Source organism: Streptomyces sp. UG1 (assembly GCF_049974585.1).
GTDB lineage: Bacteria > Actinomycetota > Actinomycetes > Streptomycetales > Streptomycetaceae > Streptomyces.
Genome location: NZ_JBNGGG010000040.1, coordinates 30,473 through 48,766 on the forward strand (window position 1 = coordinate 30,473; position 18,294 = coordinate 48,766).

16 protein-coding genes and 2 pseudogenes are annotated in these 18,294 nt (G+C 70.4%); 13 read left to right on the top strand and 5 right to left on the bottom strand.

Annotated elements, in window-relative coordinates; translation table 11 throughout:
• The first annotated feature begins 337 nt into the window (after positions 1–337).
• The 6 genes from ACP4J3_RS36920 (at position 338) to ACP4J3_RS36945 (ending at position 5,880) form a co-directional block, all read left to right on the top strand.
• Entirely contained in the window at positions 338–1,162 is an 825-nt protein-coding gene (locus ACP4J3_RS36920; RefSeq protein WP_426540761.1) for a helix-turn-helix domain-containing protein, read from the top strand.
• Positions 1,163–1,262: 100 nt separating this feature from the next.
• Positions 1,263–2,726 carry an aldehyde dehydrogenase family protein gene (locus tag ACP4J3_RS36925; RefSeq protein ID WP_426540687.1) on the top strand — a complete coding sequence of 488 codons (1,464 nt, stop codon included), beginning with the start codon at positions 1,263–1,265 and terminating at the stop codon, positions 2,724–2,726.
• Positions 2,727–2,844: 118 nt separating this feature from the next.
• Positions 2,845–3,381, top strand: coding sequence for a DinB family protein (locus ACP4J3_RS36930; RefSeq protein ID WP_426540688.1), 537 nt, complete (start codon positions 2,845–2,847; stop codon positions 3,379–3,381).
• Between the two features lie 48 nt (positions 3,382–3,429).
• Complete coding sequence (locus tag ACP4J3_RS36935; RefSeq protein WP_426540689.1) at positions 3,430–4,071, top strand: PadR family transcriptional regulator; 642 nt, start codon at positions 3,430–3,432, stop codon at positions 4,069–4,071.
• A 73-nt stretch (positions 4,072–4,144) separates the two neighbouring features.
• The gene (locus ACP4J3_RS36940) at positions 4,145–5,110 is read left to right on the top strand and encodes an ATP-binding cassette domain-containing protein (protein WP_426540690.1); all 966 of its coding nucleotides are present in this window, start codon (positions 4,145–4,147) and stop codon (positions 5,108–5,110) included.
• A complete protein-coding gene (locus ACP4J3_RS36945; protein WP_426540691.1) occupies positions 5,107–5,880 on the top strand; it encodes an ABC transporter permease in 774 nt (257 codons plus the stop codon). Before ACP4J3_RS36940 ends, ACP4J3_RS36945 begins: the two co-directional genes overlap by 4 nt.
• A 28-nt stretch (positions 5,881–5,908) precedes the next feature.
• Here ACP4J3_RS36945 and ACP4J3_RS36950 read toward each other — a convergent pair whose 3' ends face one another.
• Complete coding sequence (locus ACP4J3_RS36950) at positions 5,909–7,315, bottom strand: glutamate decarboxylase (protein ID WP_426540692.1); 1,407 nt, start codon at positions 7,313–7,315, stop codon at positions 5,909–5,911.
• Positions 7,316–7,345: 30 nt separating this feature from the next.
• Positions 7,346–8,633 (bottom strand): annotated as a pseudogene (locus ACP4J3_RS36955) (chloride channel protein).
• Positions 8,634–8,760: 127 nt separating this feature from the next.
• On the opposite strand from ACP4J3_RS36955, the gene ACP4J3_RS36960 reads away from it, so the two are divergent.
• Positions 8,761–9,522 (top strand): MerR family transcriptional regulator, encoded by a 762-nt coding sequence (locus tag ACP4J3_RS36960; RefSeq protein ID WP_426540693.1) that lies wholly within the window; start codon positions 8,761–8,763, stop codon positions 9,520–9,522.
• 27 nt (positions 9,523–9,549) lie between these two features.
• On the opposite strand, the gene ACP4J3_RS36965 is transcribed toward ACP4J3_RS36960, so the two are convergent.
• Positions 9,550–9,915, bottom strand: a complete 366-nt coding sequence (locus ACP4J3_RS36965) for a YbjQ family protein (protein ID WP_426540694.1) — start codon at positions 9,913–9,915, stop codon at positions 9,550–9,552.
• Between the two features lie 137 nt (positions 9,916–10,052).
• Here ACP4J3_RS36965 and ACP4J3_RS36970 point away from each other — a divergent pair, with 137 nt between their 5' ends.
• The gene (locus tag ACP4J3_RS36970; protein ID WP_426540695.1) at positions 10,053–10,931 is read left to right on the top strand and encodes a DedA family protein; all 879 of its coding nucleotides are present in this window, start codon (positions 10,053–10,055) and stop codon (positions 10,929–10,931) included.
• 35 nt (positions 10,932–10,966) lie between these two features.
• On the opposite strand, the gene ACP4J3_RS36975 is transcribed toward ACP4J3_RS36970, so the two are convergent.
• Both ACP4J3_RS36975 and ACP4J3_RS36980 read right to left on the bottom strand, forming a co-directional pair.
• A complete protein-coding gene (locus tag ACP4J3_RS36975) occupies positions 10,967–12,598 on the bottom strand; it encodes a threonine/serine ThrE exporter family protein (protein WP_426540696.1) in 1,632 nt (543 codons plus the stop codon).
• A 132-nt stretch (positions 12,599–12,730) separates the two neighbouring features.
• Entirely contained in the window at positions 12,731–13,222 is a 492-nt protein-coding gene (locus tag ACP4J3_RS36980; RefSeq protein WP_031487466.1) for an inorganic diphosphatase, read from the bottom strand.
• Between the two features lie 79 nt (positions 13,223–13,301).
• On the opposite strand from ACP4J3_RS36980, the gene dacB reads away from it, so the two are divergent.
• From dacB to hpt, 5 genes and pseudogenes are all read left to right on the top strand, one after another.
• Positions 13,302–14,927, top strand: a complete 1,626-nt coding sequence (gene dacB, locus ACP4J3_RS36985) for a D-alanyl-D-alanine carboxypeptidase/D-alanyl-D-alanine endopeptidase (RefSeq protein WP_426540697.1) — start codon at positions 13,302–13,304, stop codon at positions 14,925–14,927.
• Between the two features lie 63 nt (positions 14,928–14,990).
• On the top strand, positions 14,991–16,115 hold the full coding sequence (locus tag ACP4J3_RS36990) for a zinc-dependent metalloprotease (protein WP_426540698.1): 1,125 nt from the start codon (positions 14,991–14,993) through the stop codon (positions 16,113–16,115).
• Between the two features lie 211 nt (positions 16,116–16,326).
• A pseudogene (locus ACP4J3_RS36995) lies at positions 16,327–16,455 on the top strand (tRNA lysidine(34) synthetase TilS); the annotation flags it as partial.
• Between the two features lie 45 nt (positions 16,456–16,500).
• Positions 16,501–17,550 carry a tRNA lysidine(34) synthetase TilS gene (gene tilS, locus ACP4J3_RS37000; protein WP_426540762.1) on the top strand — a complete coding sequence of 350 codons (1,050 nt, stop codon included), beginning with the start codon at positions 16,501–16,503 and terminating at the stop codon, positions 17,548–17,550.
• A 71-nt stretch (positions 17,551–17,621) separates the two neighbouring features.
• Complete coding sequence (gene hpt / locus ACP4J3_RS37005) at positions 17,622–18,182, top strand: hypoxanthine phosphoribosyltransferase (RefSeq protein WP_426540763.1); 561 nt, start codon at positions 17,622–17,624, stop codon at positions 18,180–18,182.
• Positions 18,183–18,294 lie beyond the last annotated feature (112 nt).

An 18,294-nucleotide genomic window follows, 5' to 3' on the forward strand; every position in this document is an offset into this window, starting at 1 on the left:
CCATGCGAGGCACTCCCGGGAGTTCGCGGTCGTTGCGATGCAGCGGTTGCGCGGGACCATGGTTTCTGATGCGCAGAGCAGATGCAAGGGCAGATGCACGTGCACGTGACCGAATTGGTTACTCCCGTACCGCTTGTTGGCCATTTTTTCCGCCAACTTCCACCGCTCTCCTTGTCTTCCGGACCACTCTCCCCGCGAGGAATCCTTGTCTTCTTTCCGTCTCTGTAATCGGACGAGTACTGCTCGGAGTGATTTAGTGGCAGACTGCGGGCCCTGAAGACGGTTGGGGAGGCTGGCGAACGTGAGCGCGGGAGAGCCCGGATCGGTGGTGCGGCGCATGCTGCTCGGCTCGCAACTGAGGCGACTGCGGGAAGCGCGAGGGATCACGCGCGAGGCGGCGGGTTACTCGATCCGTGCCTCCGAGTCGAAGATCAGCCGGATGGAGTTGGGCCGGGTGAGCTTCAAAACGCGGGACGTCGAAGACCTGCTGACGCTGTACGGCATCACGGACGAGCAGGAGCGCGCCTCGCTGCTCTCCCTCGCCCGTGAGGCCAACGTCGCCGGCTGGTGGCACAGCTACTCCGACGTCCTGCCGAGCTGGTTCCCCACCTATGTCGGCCTGGAGGGCGCGGCCAGCCTCATCCGGGCGTACGAGGTGCAGTTCGTGCACGGCCTGTTGCAGACCGAGGCCTACGCCCACGCGGTCGTCGGGCGCGGCATGAAGGGTGCCAGCGCGGCCGACATCGAAAAGCGCGTGGCGCTGCGCCTGGAGCGGCAGAAGTACCTGGTCGCCGAGAACGCCCCCGAGTTCCACATCGTCCTGGACGAGGCCGCCCTGCGCCGCCCCTACGGCGACCGCGAGGTGATGCGCGGCCAGCTCCAGCACCTGATCGAGGTCTCCCAGCGGCCCAACGTACGGCTGCAGGTCATGCCGTTCGGCTTCGGCGGCCACTCCGGGGAGTCCGGCGCCTTCACCATCCTCAGCTTCCCGGAGTCCGACCTCTCCGACGTCGTCTACCTGGAGCAGCTCACCAGCGCCCTCTACCTCGACAAGCACGAGGACGTCGCCCAGTACGAGAAGGCCCTGAAGGAACTCCAGCAGGACAGCCCAGGTCCGGACGAGAGCCGGGATCTTCTGCGGGGACTCCTTCAACTCTCTTGAAACACAAGTACGATGACGTGTGATCAGACCGTGAAGACGATCAAGGCGATCCTGCTCGAGTGATCAGTCGACCGGTGTCCGCTAGGGATTGAGGGATCACATGTCGTCGTCCTACTTCACCGACCTGGCTCAGCAGTACATCGACGGTGAGTGGCGCCCGGGCACCGGCTCCTGGGACATCATCGACTTCAACCCGTACGACGGCGAGAAGCTGGCGTCGATCACCATAGCCACGGCCGACGAGATCGACGACGCCTACACGGCGGCCGCCCGCGCCCAGAAGCAGTGGGCCACGACCAATCCGTACGCCCGCCGTGCCGTCTTCGAGAAGGCGCTGCGGCTGATCGAGGACCGCGAGCAGGAGATCGCCGAGGTGATCATCGCCGAGCTCGGCGGCACCCGGCTGAAGGCGGCGTTCGAACTCCACCTCGCCAAGGAGTTCCTGCGCGAGGCGGTCCACCTGGCGCTGCGCCCCGAGGGCAAGATCATCCCCTCGCCGGTGGACGGCAAGGAGAACCGCGTCTACCGCGTGCCGGTCGGTGTCGTGGGCGTGATCAGCCCCTTCAACTTCCCCTTCCTCCTGTCGATCAAGTCGGTCGCCCCGGCCCTCGCGCTCGGCAACGGCGTGGTGCTCAAGCCGCACCAGAACACCCCGATCTGCGGCGGCTCCATGGTCGCGAAGATCTTCGAGGATGCGGGCCTGCCCGCCGGCCTGCTCAATGTCGTCATCACCGACATCGCCGAGATCGGCGACGCCTTCATCGAGCACCCGGTCCCGAAGGTCATCTCCTTCACCGGCTCCGACAAGGTCGGCCGCCACGTCGCCACGGTCTGTGCCTCGCACTTCAAGCGCTCGGTCCTCGAACTCGGCGGCAACAGCGCGCTGGTGGTCCTCGACGACGCCGACATCGACTACGCGGTCGACGCGGCGGTCTTCAGCCGCTACGTCCATCAGGGCCAGGTCTGCATGGCCGCGAACCGTGTCCTCGTGGACCGCTCGGTCGCGGACGAGTTCACCGAGAAGTTCGTCGCCAAGGTCAAGACCCTCAAGGTCGGCGACCCGCGCGACCCCGAGACCGTGATCGGCCCGGTCATCAACTCCTCCCAGGCGGACGCCGTTTCGGGCACCGTCGAGCAGGCCGTCGCCGAGGGCGCGACGGCCCTGGTGCGCGGCACGACGCGGGACAACCTGGTCGAGCCGTCCGTGCTGACCGGCCTCCCGGCCGACTCGCCCCTGCTGCGGCAGGAGGTCTTCGGCCCGGTCGCCTTCCTCATCCCGTTCGACGGCGAGGAGGAGGCCGTACGCCTGGTCAACGACACCCCGTACGGCCTGAGCGGAGCCGTCCACACGGGTGACATCGAGCGCGGCGTCGCCTTCGCCAAGCAGATCGACACGGGCATGTTCCATGTGAACGACGGCACCGTCCACGACGAGCCGATCGTCCCGTTCGGCGGCGAGAAGCACTCCGGCCTCGGCCGCCTGAACGGCGAGACGATGCTGGACTCGTTCACCACGACCAAGTGGATCTCGGTCCAGCACGGCCGGAGCGGGTTCCCGTTCTAGCTCTCCCGGATGTCGCACGACTCGACGGGCCCTTGCGGACAGAACCTGACCGCAAGGGCCCGTAGTTTCGTCGGTGAAAGGGGGCGAGGGCCCCCGGTTCCGACGAAAGGCGGCGGTCATGGTCACTCACGTTCCGGCCGAGGAGTACGGCGACGAGCGCGGAGCCCTGCTCTCCTTCCTGGCGGAGCAGCGCGGCGGGATCCGGCGGGCGGTGCTCGGGCTGACGGACGAGCAGGCGAGCTCCCGTCCCAGTGCGAGCGAGCTGTCCCTGGCGGGGCTGGTCAAGCATGTCGCCGAGGTCGAGCAGGGCTGGGTCGCGCGGGCCAAGGGCGAGGCGCCTGCCGTCGTGCGCGACGAGAGCAACTGGCACGAGTGCTTCGTCCTCGTGGCCGGCGAGAGCGTCGAGTCGCAGCTCGCGTACTGGGAGAAGGTGGCCGCGGACACGGAGGCGTTCATCCGCTCCGTACCGAGCCTCGACGACACCTTCGCCCTGCCGGACCAGCCGTGGTTCCCGCCGGAGGGCCGTGTGTCGATGCGCTGGCTGGTTCTGCACCTGATCCGCGAGACGGCCCGGCACGCGGGGCACGCGGATGTCATCCGGGAGTCCCTGGACGGGAAGACGGCCTTTGAGCTGGTTGCCCTCGCCGGAATGTGAGGGCATGACCTGGACCGCATGTCAATGTGAGGTCATAACCTGGACCGCATGTCAGCGATCCGTCTCCTCGTGCTCGGCGCGGTCCGTATGCACGGCCGCGCCCACGGCTACCAGGTGCGCAACGATCTGGAGTACTGGGGCGCGCACGAGTGGTCCAACGCCAAGCCCGGCTCGATCTACCACGCGCTCAAGCAGATGGCGAAGCAGGACCTGCTGCACGCGCACGAGATCGCGCCGTCCACAGCGGGCGGCCCGCCGCGCGTGGAGTACGAACTGACGGACGCCGGCATCGAGGAGTACTTCGCGCTGCTGCGTGACGCGCTGGTCACCTACGACCAGCGGGGCGACGTGAAGACGGCGGCCGTCGGCTTCATGGTCGATCTGCCGAGGGCGGAGGCCGTGACGCTCCTGAAGGAGCGGACCCGGCGGATCGAGGAGTGGCGGGCCTCCGTCGTGGCCCACTACGTGCCCGAGGACGGGCCCGAGCAGCTGGGCCACATCGGCGAGATCATGAACATGTGGGTCCACACGGCGGACTCCGAGCGGGCCTGGACCGGCGGGCTGATCGAGCGGCTGGAGAAGGGCGCCTACACGTTCGCCGACGAGGGCGACCCGTTCGTCGGCGTGCTGGCCGAGGGCGAGGAGAACCCGTACGCGACGGGGGAGTCCCATCCCGGGGACGCCCTCTAATCAAGTTTGACTACCTCTGAGCGCTGCTTTACCTTCGAGCTGGTAGTCAAGTTTGACTAGCGAGGGAGAATCAGTGGCCGACGCGGCGATCACCGTCGAAGGGGCACGCAAGAGGTACGGCGGCAAAGCCGGCAGATACGCACTGGACGGGCTCGACCTCACGGTCGCGCGCGGCACCGTGCACTCGGTGCTCGGCCCGAACGGGGCCGGCAAGACCACCCTGGTCCGGATCCTGTCCACCCTGCTGCGGCCGGACGGCGGCCGCGTCGAGGTGGCCGGGCGCGACGTGCTGCGCCAGGCGTACGAGGTGCGCCTGCGCATCGGCCTGCTGGGCCAGCACGCGGCCGTGGACGAGGAGTTGGGCGGGCACCAGAACCTGGAGATGTTCGGCCGCCTCCACCACCTCGGCGCCCGCCGCGCGCGCGGGCGCGCCGACGAGCTCCTGGAGCGCTTCGGCCTGGCCGACGCCGGCCGCAAGCCGGTCAAGCAGTACAGCGGAGGCATGCGCCGCCGGCTGGACCTGGCCGCATCGCTCATCACCAACCCGGAGGTGCTCTTCCTGGACGAACCCACCACCGGACTCGACCCGCGCGGCCGCGCCGAGGTCTGGTCCGCCGTGCGCTCCCTGGTCGGCGCCGGCACCACGGTCCTGCTCACCACCCAGTACCTGGAGGAGGCCGACCAACTCGCCGACCGCATCTCGGTCGTGGACGCCGGCCGGGTCGTCGCCGACGGCACGGCGGACGAGCTGAAGGCGCTGACCGGCGGCGACCGCATCGACGTCGTCCTGCGCGACGCGGGTCAACTGGGCGCCGCCGTCGCCCTGCTGCCGGTACCGAAGGACACCGTCTCCGTGGACCCCGACCGCCGGCTGCTCAGCGCCCCGGTCACCGACCGGATGGCGGCGCTCTCCGGCGTCGTACGGGCCCTGGAGGCGGCCGGAATCGAGGCGGTGGACGTCGCCCTGCGCCGGCCGACGCTGGACGAGGTGTTCCTGCGCCTCACCGGGGACGAGCACCGAGTGAAGGAGCCCGCATGAGTATGAGCACGAGCGCCGGCGCGCACGCGCTGACCGACTCCTGGACCATGACCCGCCGCGAACTCGCCCACTGGGCGCGGCAGCCCGTGCAGGTCGTGGTCAACCTGGTCTTTCCCGTGATGCTGCTGCTGATGTTCGGCTATCTGATCGGCGGCGGCCGGGGGGTCGAGGGTTCCTACATCGACTATCTCGTGCCCGGGATGCTCGCGCTCACCATGGCCTTCGGCCTGGAGGGCACGATGATCGCGGTCACCCAGGACCTCAACAAGGGCGTGATCGACCGCTTCCGGTCCATGCCGATGACCAACGGGGCGGTCCTGGTGGGCCGTTCCGCGGCCGACATGCTCCAGTCGGCGCTGTCGCTGCTCGTCCTCATGGGCGTCGGCCTCGCCCTCGGCTGGCGCGTGGACGGCGGCCCCGGGGCCTTCCTGGGCGCCTTCGGGCTGCTTCTGCTCTTCCGGTTCGCCATGCTGTGGATCGGCATCCATCTGGCGCTGGTGGCCGGGAAGCCGGAGATGGTGCAGGCGGTGCAGATCCTGGTCTGGCCGATCGCCTTCCTGTCCAACGCGCTCGCCCTGCCCGAGTCCATGCCCGACTGGCTGGCCACGGTCGTCGACCGGAACCCGATGTCCCACACGGCGACGGCCGTACGGGACCTGTTCGCCGGGGCGGGCACCGCGCACCTGGCGGCGGCGGTCGTATGGCCGTTGGTCCTCCTGGCGGTGTTCTTCCCGCTGGCCGTACGGCGGTTCGCACGCATGAGCCGTTAGCGGCCTTCCAACGGCCTGTAGCCGCCTTCTAGTGGTGGAAGCCGGTGGCCGCCTCCTTGTCCCGGGTGAAGGGGTGCGGCTGCCGGCGCAGCTCCGGCAGGCAGCGGCTGAGGTCCTCCACGAACAGCTCGGCGAGGTCGGCGGAGAATCCGTTGCGGCACACGACCCGCAGCACCGACAGGTCCTGGCGGTTGGGAGGGAAGGTGTACGCCGGGACCAGCCAGCCGTTCTCCCGCATCCGCCGGGAGACGTCGAAGACGTCGTACGCCCGCACGTCCGGGGCCGTGGTGAAGGCGAACACCGGCAACTGGTCGCCCCGGGTCAGCAGCCGGAAGTCGCCGAGCTTCTCGACGGCCTGGGCGAGCCGGCCGGCCACGTCCCGCGCGGTCTGCTGCACCGCCCGGTAGCCCTGGCGGCCCAGCCGCAGGAACGAGTAGTACTGCGCCACGACCTGGGCGCCCGGCCGGGAGAAGTTCAGCGCGAAGGTCGGCATGTCGCCGCCCAGGTAGTTGACGCGGAAGACCAGCTCCTCGGGCAGCGCCTCGGCGTCCCGCCACAGCGCCCAGCCGACACCGGGGTAGACGAGCCCGTACTTGTGCCCCGAGGTGTTGATCGAGGCCACCCTCGGCAGCCGGAAGTCCCACTGAAGGTCCTCGTCGAGGAAGGGCGCCACCATGCCGCCGGACGCGCCGTCGACGTGCACCGGGATGTCGAGCCCCGTGCGCTCCTGGAGGGCGTCGAGGGCCGCGCACAGGTCCGCGACGGGCTCGTAGGAGCCGTCGAAGGTGGAGCCGAGGATCCCGACGACCCCGATGGTGTTCTCGTCGCACAGCCCGGCCGCCGCCTGCGGATCGAGATGGAACCGCTCGCCCTCCATCGGCACCAGGCGGGGCTCGACCTCCCAGAAGGTGCAGAACTTGTCCCAGCAGACCTGGACGTTGATCCCCATCACCAGGTTCGGGCGCGCCCCCGGGTAGCGGTCGGCGTTGCGCTTCGCCCAACGGCGCTTGAGCGCCATCCCCGCGAGCATGCACGCCTCGCTGGAGCCGGTCGTCGAACAGCCCACGGCCGCCGACGGATCGGGCGCGTGCCACAGATCGGCGAGCATCGCCACGCAGCGCCGCTCCAGCTCGGCGGTGCGCGGGTACTCGTCCTTGTCGATCATGTTCTTGTCCCGGCACTCCGCCATCAGCACATTGGCCTGCGGCTCCATCCAGGTGGTGACGAAAGTGGCCAGGTTGAGCCGGGAGTTGCCGTCCAGCATCAGCTCGTCGTGCACCAGCTGATACGCCGTCGACGGCGCCAGGGGCGCATCGGGCAGCCGGTGCGTGGGCGGGGCGTCGGTCATGCCGCCGACCGGGTTCGCCTCGCCGTAGAAGGGGTTCACGGACAGGTGACGCTCGTCGGGGCCCTGGGGGCCTTTGTGCAACGACATGGGCCTGCCTCCTGCATTGATGAACGGGTGTCAGCGGACCGGGGTTCCGTCCGCGCGCAACTGCATCTGGGGCCGCCCCGTCACCAGCAGCCAGGCCGGCAGCGAGGCGATGCACAACAGGGCGATGACCGAGGGCGAGGCGACCAGGACGGCGGCGGTGAACAGGCGGGCCACGATTAGCGGTCCGTAGTGATTCTGTGACAGTATGTGTGCGCGCGCCCGGCGCCCAGGCGACGTCGGGCACCCTCTTTGGCCCGACGGCTCTGTCGGCAGGGCCAACCAGCGTCCGGAGGGACGTACTCACACGGGCCGAGCGCTTGCCGAGCGGCACCAGGGTGCGAAGGCGATTGGCGTACGTCCGGCATGCAGCCGTGCCTGAACACCGGGACACCCCGGTGTCGCGACGCCACTCAGAGACGCTCACCCAGCCCTGCCGGGTGATGAATGGCACAGGGGTGTGGGCGGTGAGGCCGCGGTTAGCGCCGAGCGGCTCTGCCTGGATGAGCCGCCCACTCCTGAAGTTGCCGTACGCCGCGCCCAGCAGTGCCGCCACCGAGGCGATCACCAGCGCCGCCAGCACATCCGCCCAGCCGGGACGCCCGAACGCGGGCAGATCCAGGTCGAAGCTGGGCTCGGCCACCAGGTTGACGGTCATCGCCCCGGCCGCGGCCGACACCAGCGGCGCGAACACGTTGTCCCACAGCGCGCCCCGCGTCTCACGCGACGCCAGCGCCTCCGACAGCAGCAGCGCCGCCGCGACCGGCGTCCCGAACAGCGCGCCGATCGTCGCCGCCTCCGCCAGCACCGGCCACAGTCGCCCCGGGGCCCGGGGCACCAGACGGTGGCCCAGCCAGTACGCCAGGCCCACGTTCACCGCGATGATCGGGTTCTCCGGGCCCAGGCCGGCCCGCCCTCCCCCACGCTCGAACAACCTCGCGCGGGGGCACCCCCATCGCATCAGCGCCGTCGCCAGCGCCAGCCCGGGCAGCACCGACAGCGGCAGCACGGGCGCGTCCAGGCCGATGGTGGCCGGATCGGGCCCGGCATGCCCCGGCGCCTTCCACACCACCAGGCCCACCGCGATCCCGGTGGCGGTGAGCATCACCAGCATCCACAGCACCGAATAGCGGCCCACCCCCAGGGCGTCCGGCAGCTCGCCCCACAGCACGTCCTGGAGCGCCTCGGCCGCCTCGCTCACCCCCAGGAGCAGCAGGCTCGCCATCACGCCCACGACCAGGGCGGGCAGGATCGACGGCAGCAGCATGCGCGCCGGGGTCGCCGGAGCGGGGGGCGTCTGCCGCGCGGTGTCCTGGGCCACGGGCTCACCATAAGCAGGCATAACGGACGCTTCATTTCGAAGCCGGGCGACACCGGCGCGGCAACGGGCTTGCACCTCACGTCACGTGAGGAGCCACCGTGGAGCGCGTACCGAGAAGGGAGCGGAAGTGAGCTACTCCGTGGGACAGGTCGCCCGATTCGCCGGAGTGACGGTGCGCACCCTGCACCACTACGACGACATCGGCCTGCTCGTACCCGGCGAGCGCAGCCACGCGGGCCACCGGCGCTACAACGACGCCGACCTCGACCGGCTGCAGCAGATCCTGTTCTACCGCGAGCTCGGCTTCCCGCTCGAGGAGGTCGCCGCCCTGCTCGACGACCCGGACGCGGACCCGCGCGTACACCTGCGCCGGCAGCACGAGCTGCTGACCGCCCGGATCGAGAAGCTGCAGAAGATGGCGGCGGCCGTGGAGCACGCCATGGAGGCACGCAATATGGGGATCAACCTGACACCGGAGGAGCGCTTCGAGGTCTTCGGGGACAAGGACCCCGAGCAGTACCGGGAGGAGGCGGAGGCACGCTGGGGCGACACCGAGGCGTACGCCGAGTCCCAGCGCCGCGCCGCCACGTACACCAAGGAGGACTGGAAGCGCATTCAGGCCGAGGTCGACGACTGGGGCGAGCGGTACGCGGCCCTGGTGGCGGCCGGCGGGCAGCCGTCCGGCGAGGCGGCCATGAACCTCGCCGAGGAACACCGGCAGCAGATCAGCAGGTACTACTTCGAGGTCCCCTACGAGATGCACCGGTGCTTCGGCGAGATGTACGTCTCCGACGAGCGCTTCAAGGCGTTCTACGACGCCATGCACCCAGGTCTCGCCGAGCACCTGAGGGAAGCGATCCTCGCGAACGCCGACCGCCGCACCGCATAAGGGCCCTGGCCCGGGCGGCCGTACGGGTCACTCCCGGGCCAGGACCACCGCGGTCCCGTAGGCACACACCTCGGTGCCCACGTCCGCCGCCTCGGTCACGTCGAACCGGAACATCAGCACCGCGTTCGCGCCGCGCGCGCGTGCCTGCTCGACGAGCCGATCCATGGCCTGGTTCCGGGTCTCCACCAGCGTCTTGGTGAGCCCCTTGAGCTCACCGCCCACCAGCGACTTCAGGCCGGCGCCGATCTGACTGCCGACGTGCCGGGAGCGCACGGTCAGTCCGAAGACCTCGCCGAGGACCTGTGTGACCCGGTACCCGGGGACGTCATTCGTGGTCACTACCAGAACGTCCGGCTGGGGGCCCTGCCCGCCGCCGTACTCTTCGATGCCCATGCCTCACAGCTTTGTCCCAGCGGGCGCACAGTGCATCCTGAACGGGTCCATGGAACCTGGGCGACCGGTGCGGCGTTGATATTTTTGACCCGCCTGTCACAGCCCGCCCGCCCCTTTCCCGCAGGAGCCACATTCCCGTGACCACGCTTGCGCTCGGCCCCGAGTGGCTCAGCCCGGACTATCTGATCGAGACCTTCAGCCTCCCCGGCATCCTGCTGATCGTCTTCGCCGAGTCCGGCCTCTTCGCGTTCCTGCCCGGGGACTCCCTGCTGTTCACGGCGGGCCTGTTCGTGGCCGAGGGGAACTACATCACCCAGCCCCTGTGGCTGGTCTGCACGCTCATCGTCCTGGCCGCCGTCATCGGCGACCAGGTCGGTTACATGATCGGCAAGTTCTTCGGCCCGAAGCTCTTCAACCGCCCCAACTCCAGGCTCTTCAAACAGGAGAACCTGGAGAAGGCGCACGAGTTCATGGAGAAGTACGGCCCCAAGGCGATCGTCCTCGCCCGCTTCGTGCCGATCGTGCGCACCTTCGCCCCCATCGTGGCGGGCGCCGGCCGTATGAAATACGCCACGTTCCTCACGTACAACGTCGTCGGCGGCATCGCCTGGGGCTGCGGCGTCACCCTCGCGGGCTACTGGCTCGGCCAGATCGAGTTCATCAAGACCAACGTCGAGGCGATCCTCGTCCTCATCGTCTTCGTCTCGGTGGTCCCGATCATCATCGAGTTCCTGCGGGAGCGCGCCAAGAAGAAGCGCGCCGCCGCCGAGGCTCCCGCCGCCGCACAGCACCAGCCGCACCCGCAGATGGACGACGCGACGACCCAGCTGCGCCGCATCCCGTCCGACGACCAGCCCCAGCAGCCGTACGGCAACCAGCAGGGCCAGCAGTACGGCTACGACCAGCAGTACGGCGGCTACGGCCAGCAGCCCCCGCAGCAGCCGTACGCCCAGCAGTACCCGCAGGGTTACGGCCACCAGAACCAGCAGTACCCGCCGAACCAGGGCGGCTACTGAAACGCCCCCGAGCAGGTGACCGAGCCGCCAGGCACTCAGAATCCCCGAGTCCGCTTGGCGGCTCGCCGCTTCTCCGGCGACCCGATCCGCAGGAACAACCGGGAGATCTCGGAGCCGAGGTTCACCCCGATGGCGATGGCCATGGCCAGGGACGCCGCCGTGGCCAGCCAGACCAGCCCCGCGTCCACCTTGTTCTGCGCGATCGACAGCAGCCCGAAGTAGGTGGCGGAACCCGGCAGCAGGGGCGCGATCGCGGCGGTGGTGTACGGCAGCGCCGACGCGAACTGGTACCGCGCCATCAACTGCCCGAACAACCCCACCACGCCCGCGGCGACGGCCGTGGAAGCGACCGGGGACAGCTCACCGGGGTAGCGCATGGCGCCGTACACCACCCAGGCGACGCCCCCGTTGAGGGTCACGGCCAGCACGGTGGATCGTTCCTGCTGGAGCAGCACCGCGAAGGTCAGCGCCAGCAGCATCGACGCGGCGATCTGCCAGTACGGCCGGTTGGGGATGTTCAGCGCCGCGTCGGGGTCGAGCTCGGCACCGAGGTTGACCCCGAAGTACAGGACCACCAGCACCCCGACGACGATGCCGACGAAGAGGTACAGGACCTCCAGCAGCCGCGCGGACGCGGTGATGTAGTAGCCGGTCAGCCCGTCCTGCACGCCCGCCACCAGGGCCCGCCCGGGCAGCAGCGCGAACAGCCCACCGGTGATGACCGCGGACGCCTTCACATCGACGTGCGTCAGCGTCAGCGCGATCCCCATCGCCGCGGGGGGCATGGCGGCCACCGTGAACTGGTAGAACTCCGGCAGCCCGCGCCCCGAGCACAGCCACGCCAGCCGGTCGCCGAGCATCGCGCCGATCGCGGCGGCGAAGAACACCAGCACCCCACCGCCGACCAGTACGGAGGCCGCGCCCGCGAGCAGCCCGCTCGCCCCGGTCAGCACCCAGGTCGGGTACGGGTGCCGGTTGCGGCGGATCTCCGCGAGCCGCCCGTAGGCCTCCTCCAGGGAGATGTGGGTCTCCGGGTCGCTGAGGTCGTCCACGAGCCGGTACACGGCCGCCAGGCGCGTGTAGTCGGTGCCGCGCCGCCGCACCGTGCGCGACGCCGACACCGGATCGTCCACCAGCGACGGCTGGTACGAGACCGACAGCAGCGTGAAGGTGACGTTCGGCTCGCAGCGGTCCAGGCCGTAGGAGCGGCAGACCGCGAACATCGCCGCCTCCACGTCCTCCGCGCCCTCACCGCCCGCCAGCAGCAGCTCACCGATACGCAGGGTCAGGTCCAGCACGCGCGGGACGGCCGGGCCCTCCTCCTCCGCCTTCGGCATCGGCTCGGGCGCGGGCCGCTCGGCCACCGGCATGCGCAGCATCGTGCGCATCCGGTCCTGCCAGGGCAGGTCCTTGGTCAGGCTTATCCGCGGGATGCCGGTGGCAGGGGTGAACGCGGGCGGCGCGTCCTCCACGCTGTAGCCGCTCGGCGTGCTGAACGCCGATCCCTCGGGTTCCTGGACCGGCGGGTGCAGCACATCCAGCCCCTTGGGAAGGGCGAACTCGGAGGTGGTCTCCGACTCGCTGTCCCCCACCTCGATACCGGCGGGCGGGGCGAAGGCCATCCTCGCCTCGTCCGACTGCGGCTTGCGGTCCTCCGCGTCCGTCACCTGCGTAGCGCTCCCTTTACGACACCTCCTGCAGCCACTCAGTATGCGCACAGACACGCGAACGGGCTGCACGCGTGTGCGTGCAGCCCGTTCACTTGGCGGGAAGCGACCGGCAAGTCGCCCGCCGGTGGCTCAGTGGCCGCCCTGGTCCTTGAAGCGCTTGTACGACCGCTCGATCTCGGCCTCGGCCTCGGTGCGGCCCACCCAGTCGGCGCCCTCGACCGACTTGCCGGGCTCCAGGTCCTTGTAGACCTCGAAGAAGTGCTGGATCTCCAGGCGGTCGAACTCCGAGACGTGGTGGATGTCACGCAGGTGCTCCACCCGCGGGTCCGTCGCCGGCACGCACAGCAGCTTGTCGTCGCCACCGGCCTCGTCCGTCATCCGGAACATGCCGATCGCGCGGCACTTGATCAGGCAGCCCGGGAAGGTCGGCTCGTCGAGGATGACCAGCGCGTCCAGCGGGTCGCCGTCCTCGCCGAGGGTGTTCTCGACGAAGCCGTAGTCGGTCGGGTAGGCGGTCGAGGTGAAGAGGCGACGGTCCAGGCGGATCCGACCGGTCTCGTGGTCCACCTCGTACTTGTTGCGCGAACCCTTCGGGATCTCGATCGTGACGTCGAACTCCACCGGTGGCTCCTCCATGATCAACACATAGTTCTGGTGGTTAAGTGTCCCTCACGCAGGTGTGTGATCGCGAAAGGGGCTGGTGGTCGTGCCGGAGCTGAGGCCGTGGCGAGCCGCGAGACCGCATGTGACGCGGCTCGCGGGCGCCGTCCGACCCCGTCTGGCACGGGCCGCCCAGGCCGTACGCCCACGTCTCGCCCGCGCCGCGACGGCCGTACGGATCACGAGGCCGAAGACCTGGCAGTACACCGCGGGCGCCGCCACCGCCGGACTGGCGCTGGCCGCCGGAGTGGTGACCGCCGCCGGCCCCTGGGACTCCACCGGTCAGCGTACGGCCGAGCGGGACCGGGCGGTCGCCCAGGAGCGCACGGGTGGCGCAGATCACGGGCGTAATACCGATGCGGCAGATTCCTCCGGTTCTTCCGATTCCTCAGGTTCCTCCGGTTCTTCCGATACGACGGCCGACGGACCCCGCCCCGCCCCCAGCGCCGCCTCCGTCCTGACCGGCCTGGGCGGCGGCACCAGCGCCGTGAAGTCGGCCCCGAACGGCAAGGCCCTGGCCGAACTCGTCGGCCCTCTCCTGGACGCCCCGGAGCTGGGCAGCCACATGTCGGCGGCCATCGTGGACGTGACCAGCGGCGAGCGCCTGTACGGCGAGGGCGTCGCCGAGGCCCTCGTCCCCGCCTCCACGACGAAGATCGCCACCGCCGCGGCCGCCCTCGCCGCGCTCGGCCCCGACCACCGCCTCACCACCCGCACCGCCATGGAACCCGACACGAAGGAACTGGTCCTGGTCGGCGGCGGCGACCCCACCCTCACCGCCCGCGAGGAGGCCGACGGCTGGGCGAGCCTGCGCGACCTGGCCGACCGGACGGCCGCGGCCCTGAAGAAACGGGACGTACGCCAGGTCACCCTCTCGTACGACAAGACGCTCTACGCCGGACCCGAACGGCACCCGATCGGCAAGAACGTCAATCTCGCCCCCGTCAGCGCCCTGATGGTCGACCAGGGCCGCACGAACGACTCCACCAGCGGCACGGCGGACCGGGTGCCGGACCCGGCCAAGGACGCGGCGGCCAAGTTCGCCGACCTCCTCGCCGACCGCGGCGTCAAGACCACCGCACCCGGCCCGTCCAAGGCGACGAACCGCGCCCAGCCGCTCGCCGAGGTCTCCTCACCGCCGCTGTCCGCCCTGGTCGAGCGCATGCTCACCAACAGCGACAACGACATCGCCGAGGCCCTGGCCCGCCACACCGCCGTGGCGAGCGGCGCACGCGCCGACTTCGACGGCGCCGGCAAGGCGATCGGCGCCCGGCTCAAGAGGCTCGGCCTCCCGGTGGCGGGCGCCGAGTTCAAGGACGGCAGCGGCCTCAACCGCGCCGACAGACTCACCGCCGACCTCCTCACGGCCCTCCTGGCCAAGGCGGCCGACCCGGCCCACCCGCAGCTCCGCCCGATCCTGACCGGCCTCCCCGTGGCCGGCTTCACCGGCACCCTGACCAGCCGCTACACGGACGGCGCAGCCGGCGTCGTCCGGGCCAAGACCGGCACCCTGACCGGCGTCAACGCCCTGGCCGGCACCGCCGTCGACCAGGACGGCCACCTCCTCGCCTTCGCGTTCCTGGCGACGGGCACGACGAGTCGGGACGCGGCACAGTCGGCGCTGGACAGGACGGCGACGGCACTGGCGTCGTGCGGCTGCGGCTAGGGCCGCCCACGGCCGGAGCTCCACGGCCTGCCCCAAGAGGGAGCGCTCACGTACGGTTGACACATGACGAGCATCGGTGGTGCCGAGATGGTCGACTGGAATCTCGCGGTGGCGACCGCGACCCGGCTCGTACGGCCGGGCCCCGAGGTGAGCCGCGACGAGGCCCGGGCCGTCGTCGCCGAGCTGCGCCGACACGCCAAGTCCTCGGAGGAACACGTCCGGGGCTTCACCCGGATGGGCACGGACGACATCCACGACACCCCCGTCCTCGTCGTCGACCGCCCCAGCTGGGTCCGGGCGAACGTGGCCGGCTTCCGCGAGATCCTCAAGCCCCTCCTCGACAAGATGTCGGAACGCCGCACCAGCAGCCCCGGCGGCGCGGTCCTCGGCGCCGTCGGCGGCAAGGTCACCGGCGTCGAACTCGGAATGCTGCTGTCCTTCCTCGCCTCCCGCGTCCTCGGCCAGTACGAGACCTTCGCCCCCGCCACCCGCGAACTCCCCGCGGGCGAGAACGGCGGCGGCCGCCTCCTGCTCGTCGCCCCGAACATCGTGCACGTCGAACGCGAACTCGACGTCCAGCCCCACGACTTCCGCCTCTGGGTGTGCCTGCACGAGGAGACCCACCGCACCCAGTTCAGCGCGGTGCCCTGGCTGCGGGACCACCTGGAGGGCGAAATCCAGTCTTTCTTGGGGGAGACCGACGTCGACCCCATGACCGTCCTGGAACGCATCCGCGAGGCCGCGCAGTCCCTCTCGGGCGGCCGGCCCGAGGCCGAGGAGGACGACGGCGGGCGCTCCTTCGTGGAACTCGTGCAGACCCCGGCCCAGCGGGAGATCCTCGGCCGTCTCACCGCCGTGATGTCCCTGTTGGAGGGCCACGCCGACTTCGTCATGGACGGCGTCGGCCCGGCCGTGGTGCCCTCCGTCGCCGAGATCCGCGAGAAATTCCAGCAGCGCCGCGCCAAGGGCGCCTCCCGACTGGACATGGCCCTGCGCAAACTGCTGGGCCTGGACGCCAAACTCCGCCAGTACCGCGACGGCGAACGCTTCGTGCGGGCCGTCGTGGAGCAGGTCGGCATGGACGGCTTCAACCGCGTGTGGACCTCCCCCAACACCCTCCCCACCAAGGCGGAGATCGCCAAACCCGCGGACTGGATCGCGCGGGTGCACCGCAAGGCGGAGTCGTGAATCGCGCGCCGCGTTGTGAATCTCATACGAAGGTCGTGAACCGAATCCGGCCGACGGCAGGCGAACGCCCCTCCAATCACCCGTCCGAGGGACCGTGAGCCATGGGTAGGCGTGCAATGCTCGGGGAACGGCCCGGTTCTGTCACCATCTACACACTCTGAGTGACCGAGCTCGGGCTCACCCCCCGACAACTTCATGAAGGGAACCGGACATGGGTCCCCATCCTGCGGTCGCGGCGATACGCCTGGCGGTCCGCCGCGTCCTCCACGACATCCTCACCGAACACAACCGCACCACCGACGTACCAGCGCCCGGCGGCCCGCGCGCGACCTCCTACGAGGCGCCGCCCCTGACGCAGCCGACGGCGCCGTTCGTGACGTCGGCGATCACCACGTCCGCCACCGCCGCGTACGACCCCACCCGCGCCGCGGCCGGCCACGGCACGGCACCCGAACCGCCGTACGAGCTCCCCCGCGCGACCCCGCCCAAGACCCCGCACGCCGCCCCACACGAGCGACCCCCCTCCCCGCTCGTGCTCGCGGCGTGCTCCGGCGGCGCCGACTCCATGGCCCTCGCCTCCGCCCTCGCGTTCGAAGCCCCCAAACTCGGCATCCGCGCCGGCGGCATCACCGTCGACCACGGTCTGCAGCCCGGCTCCGACCTGCGCGCCGACGAAGTCGTCCTGCGCCTGCGCGAACTCGGCCTCGACCCCGCCGAGTCCATCGCCGTGACCGTCGGCCGCACCGGCGGACCCGAAGCCGCCGCCCGCGACGCCCGCTACGCCGCCCTCGACGACGCCGCCGTCCGCCACGGCGCCGCCGCCGTCCTGCTCGGCCACACCCGCGACGACCAGGCCGAGACCGTCCTGCTCGGGCTCGCCCGCGGCTCCGGCATCCGCTCCCTGTCCGGAATGGCCGCGGTCTCGGGGGCCGGCGGCCGCTACCGGCGCCCCTTCCTCGGCCTCGACCGGCAGACCGCCCGCAAGGCCTGCATGGTCCAGTCCCTGCCGGTCTGGGACGACCCCCACAACTCCGACCCCGCGTACACGCGTTCGCGCCTGCGCCAGGAAGGGCTGCCCGCCCTGGAGAAGGCGCTCGGCAAGGGCGTCGTCGAAGCCCTCGCCCGCACCGCCCAGCTCTCCCGCGACGACGCCGACGCCCTGGACGCCTGGGCCGGCCAGGCCGAGGCCGCCGTACGCGACGCGGCCGGCCTGCTGGAGTGCGCCAAGCTGTACGCGCTGCCGCCCGCCGTACGCCGCCGGGTCCTGCGCCGCGCCGCCATCGACGCCGGGGCGCCCGCCGGTTCCCTGTTCGCCCGGCACATCGAGGAAGTCGACCGTCTGATCACCGGCTGGCGCGGCCAGGGAGCCGTCAACCTCCCGGGCAAAGTCGTCGCCCAGCGGCAGGGTGGCAGACTGGTGATTCGGCAAGGCTGATCCCCGACCCCTCCGAGGCACGTCGCGGAGGGGCCGGCCGGCCAGGAATGCGGGACGACCGACCGAAAGTGATGCGGGTGGACGCGAAAGACATGGGTGCCGACCTCCAGCAGGTGCTCATCACCAAAGAAGAGATCGACGCCAAGCTGGCCGAGCTGGCAGCGAAGATCGACGCGGAGTACGAGGGCAAGGACCTGCTGATCGTCGGCGTCCTCAAGGGCGCGGTGATGGTGATGGCCGACCTCGCCAGGGCGCTGTCCACCCCCGTCACCATGGACTGGATGGCCGTGTCGTCGTACGGCGCCGGCACCCAGTCCTCCGGGGTCGTGCGGATCCTCAAGGACCTCGACACCGACATCAAGGGCAAGCACGTCCTCATCGTCGAGGACATCATCGACTCCGGCCTGACCCTGTCCTGGCTGATCAACAACCTCGGCTCCCGCGAGCCCGAGTCCCTGAAGATCTGCACCCTGCTGCGCAAGCCGGACGCCGCGAAGGTCGCCATCGACGTCGAGTGGGTCGGCTTCGACATCCCCAACGAGTTCGTCGTCGGCTACGGCCTCGACTACGCCGAGAAGTACCGCAACCTCCCGTTCGTCGGTACGCTCGCGCCCCATGTCTACGGCGGCTGAGCCGACAGGGCCGTCTTTGTAGGACGATCGGGAACCCCAGCGGGTTTCGCGCCGTTGGAGCATGCAGACGGGCTTGCAGACCGTCCCGTGCGGCTACGGGCGACAATGCTGG

Bases quoted from the DNA above. Each gene is read 5' to 3' on its own strand.
- ACP4J3_RS36990 (WP_426540698.1), top strand. From the start codon at position 14,991: ATGACGAGCATCGGTGGTGCCGAGATGGTCGACTGGAATCTCGCGGTG.
- hpt (WP_426540763.1), top strand. From the start codon at position 17,622: ATGCGGGTGGACGCGAAAGACATGGGTGCCGACCTCCAGCAGGTGCTC.
- ACP4J3_RS36950 (WP_426540692.1), bottom strand. From the start codon at position 7,315: ATGTCGTTGCACAAAGGCCCCCAGGGCCCCGACGAGCGTCACCTGTCC.
- ACP4J3_RS36965 (WP_426540694.1), bottom strand. From the start codon at position 9,915: ATGGGCATCGAAGAGTACGGCGGCGGGCAGGGCCCCCAGCCGGACGTT.
- ACP4J3_RS36920 (WP_426540761.1), top strand. From the start codon at position 338: ATGCTGCTCGGCTCGCAACTGAGGCGACTGCGGGAAGCGCGAGGGATC.
- ACP4J3_RS36935 (WP_426540689.1), top strand. From the start codon at position 3,430: ATGTCAGCGATCCGTCTCCTCGTGCTCGGCGCGGTCCGTATGCACGGC.
- ACP4J3_RS36945 (WP_426540691.1), top strand. From the start codon at position 5,107: ATGAGTATGAGCACGAGCGCCGGCGCGCACGCGCTGACCGACTCCTGG.
- ACP4J3_RS36930 (WP_426540688.1), top strand. From the start codon at position 2,845: ATGGTCACTCACGTTCCGGCCGAGGAGTACGGCGACGAGCGCGGAGCC.
- ACP4J3_RS36925 (WP_426540687.1), top strand. From the start codon at position 1,263: ATGTCGTCGTCCTACTTCACCGACCTGGCTCAGCAGTACATCGACGGT.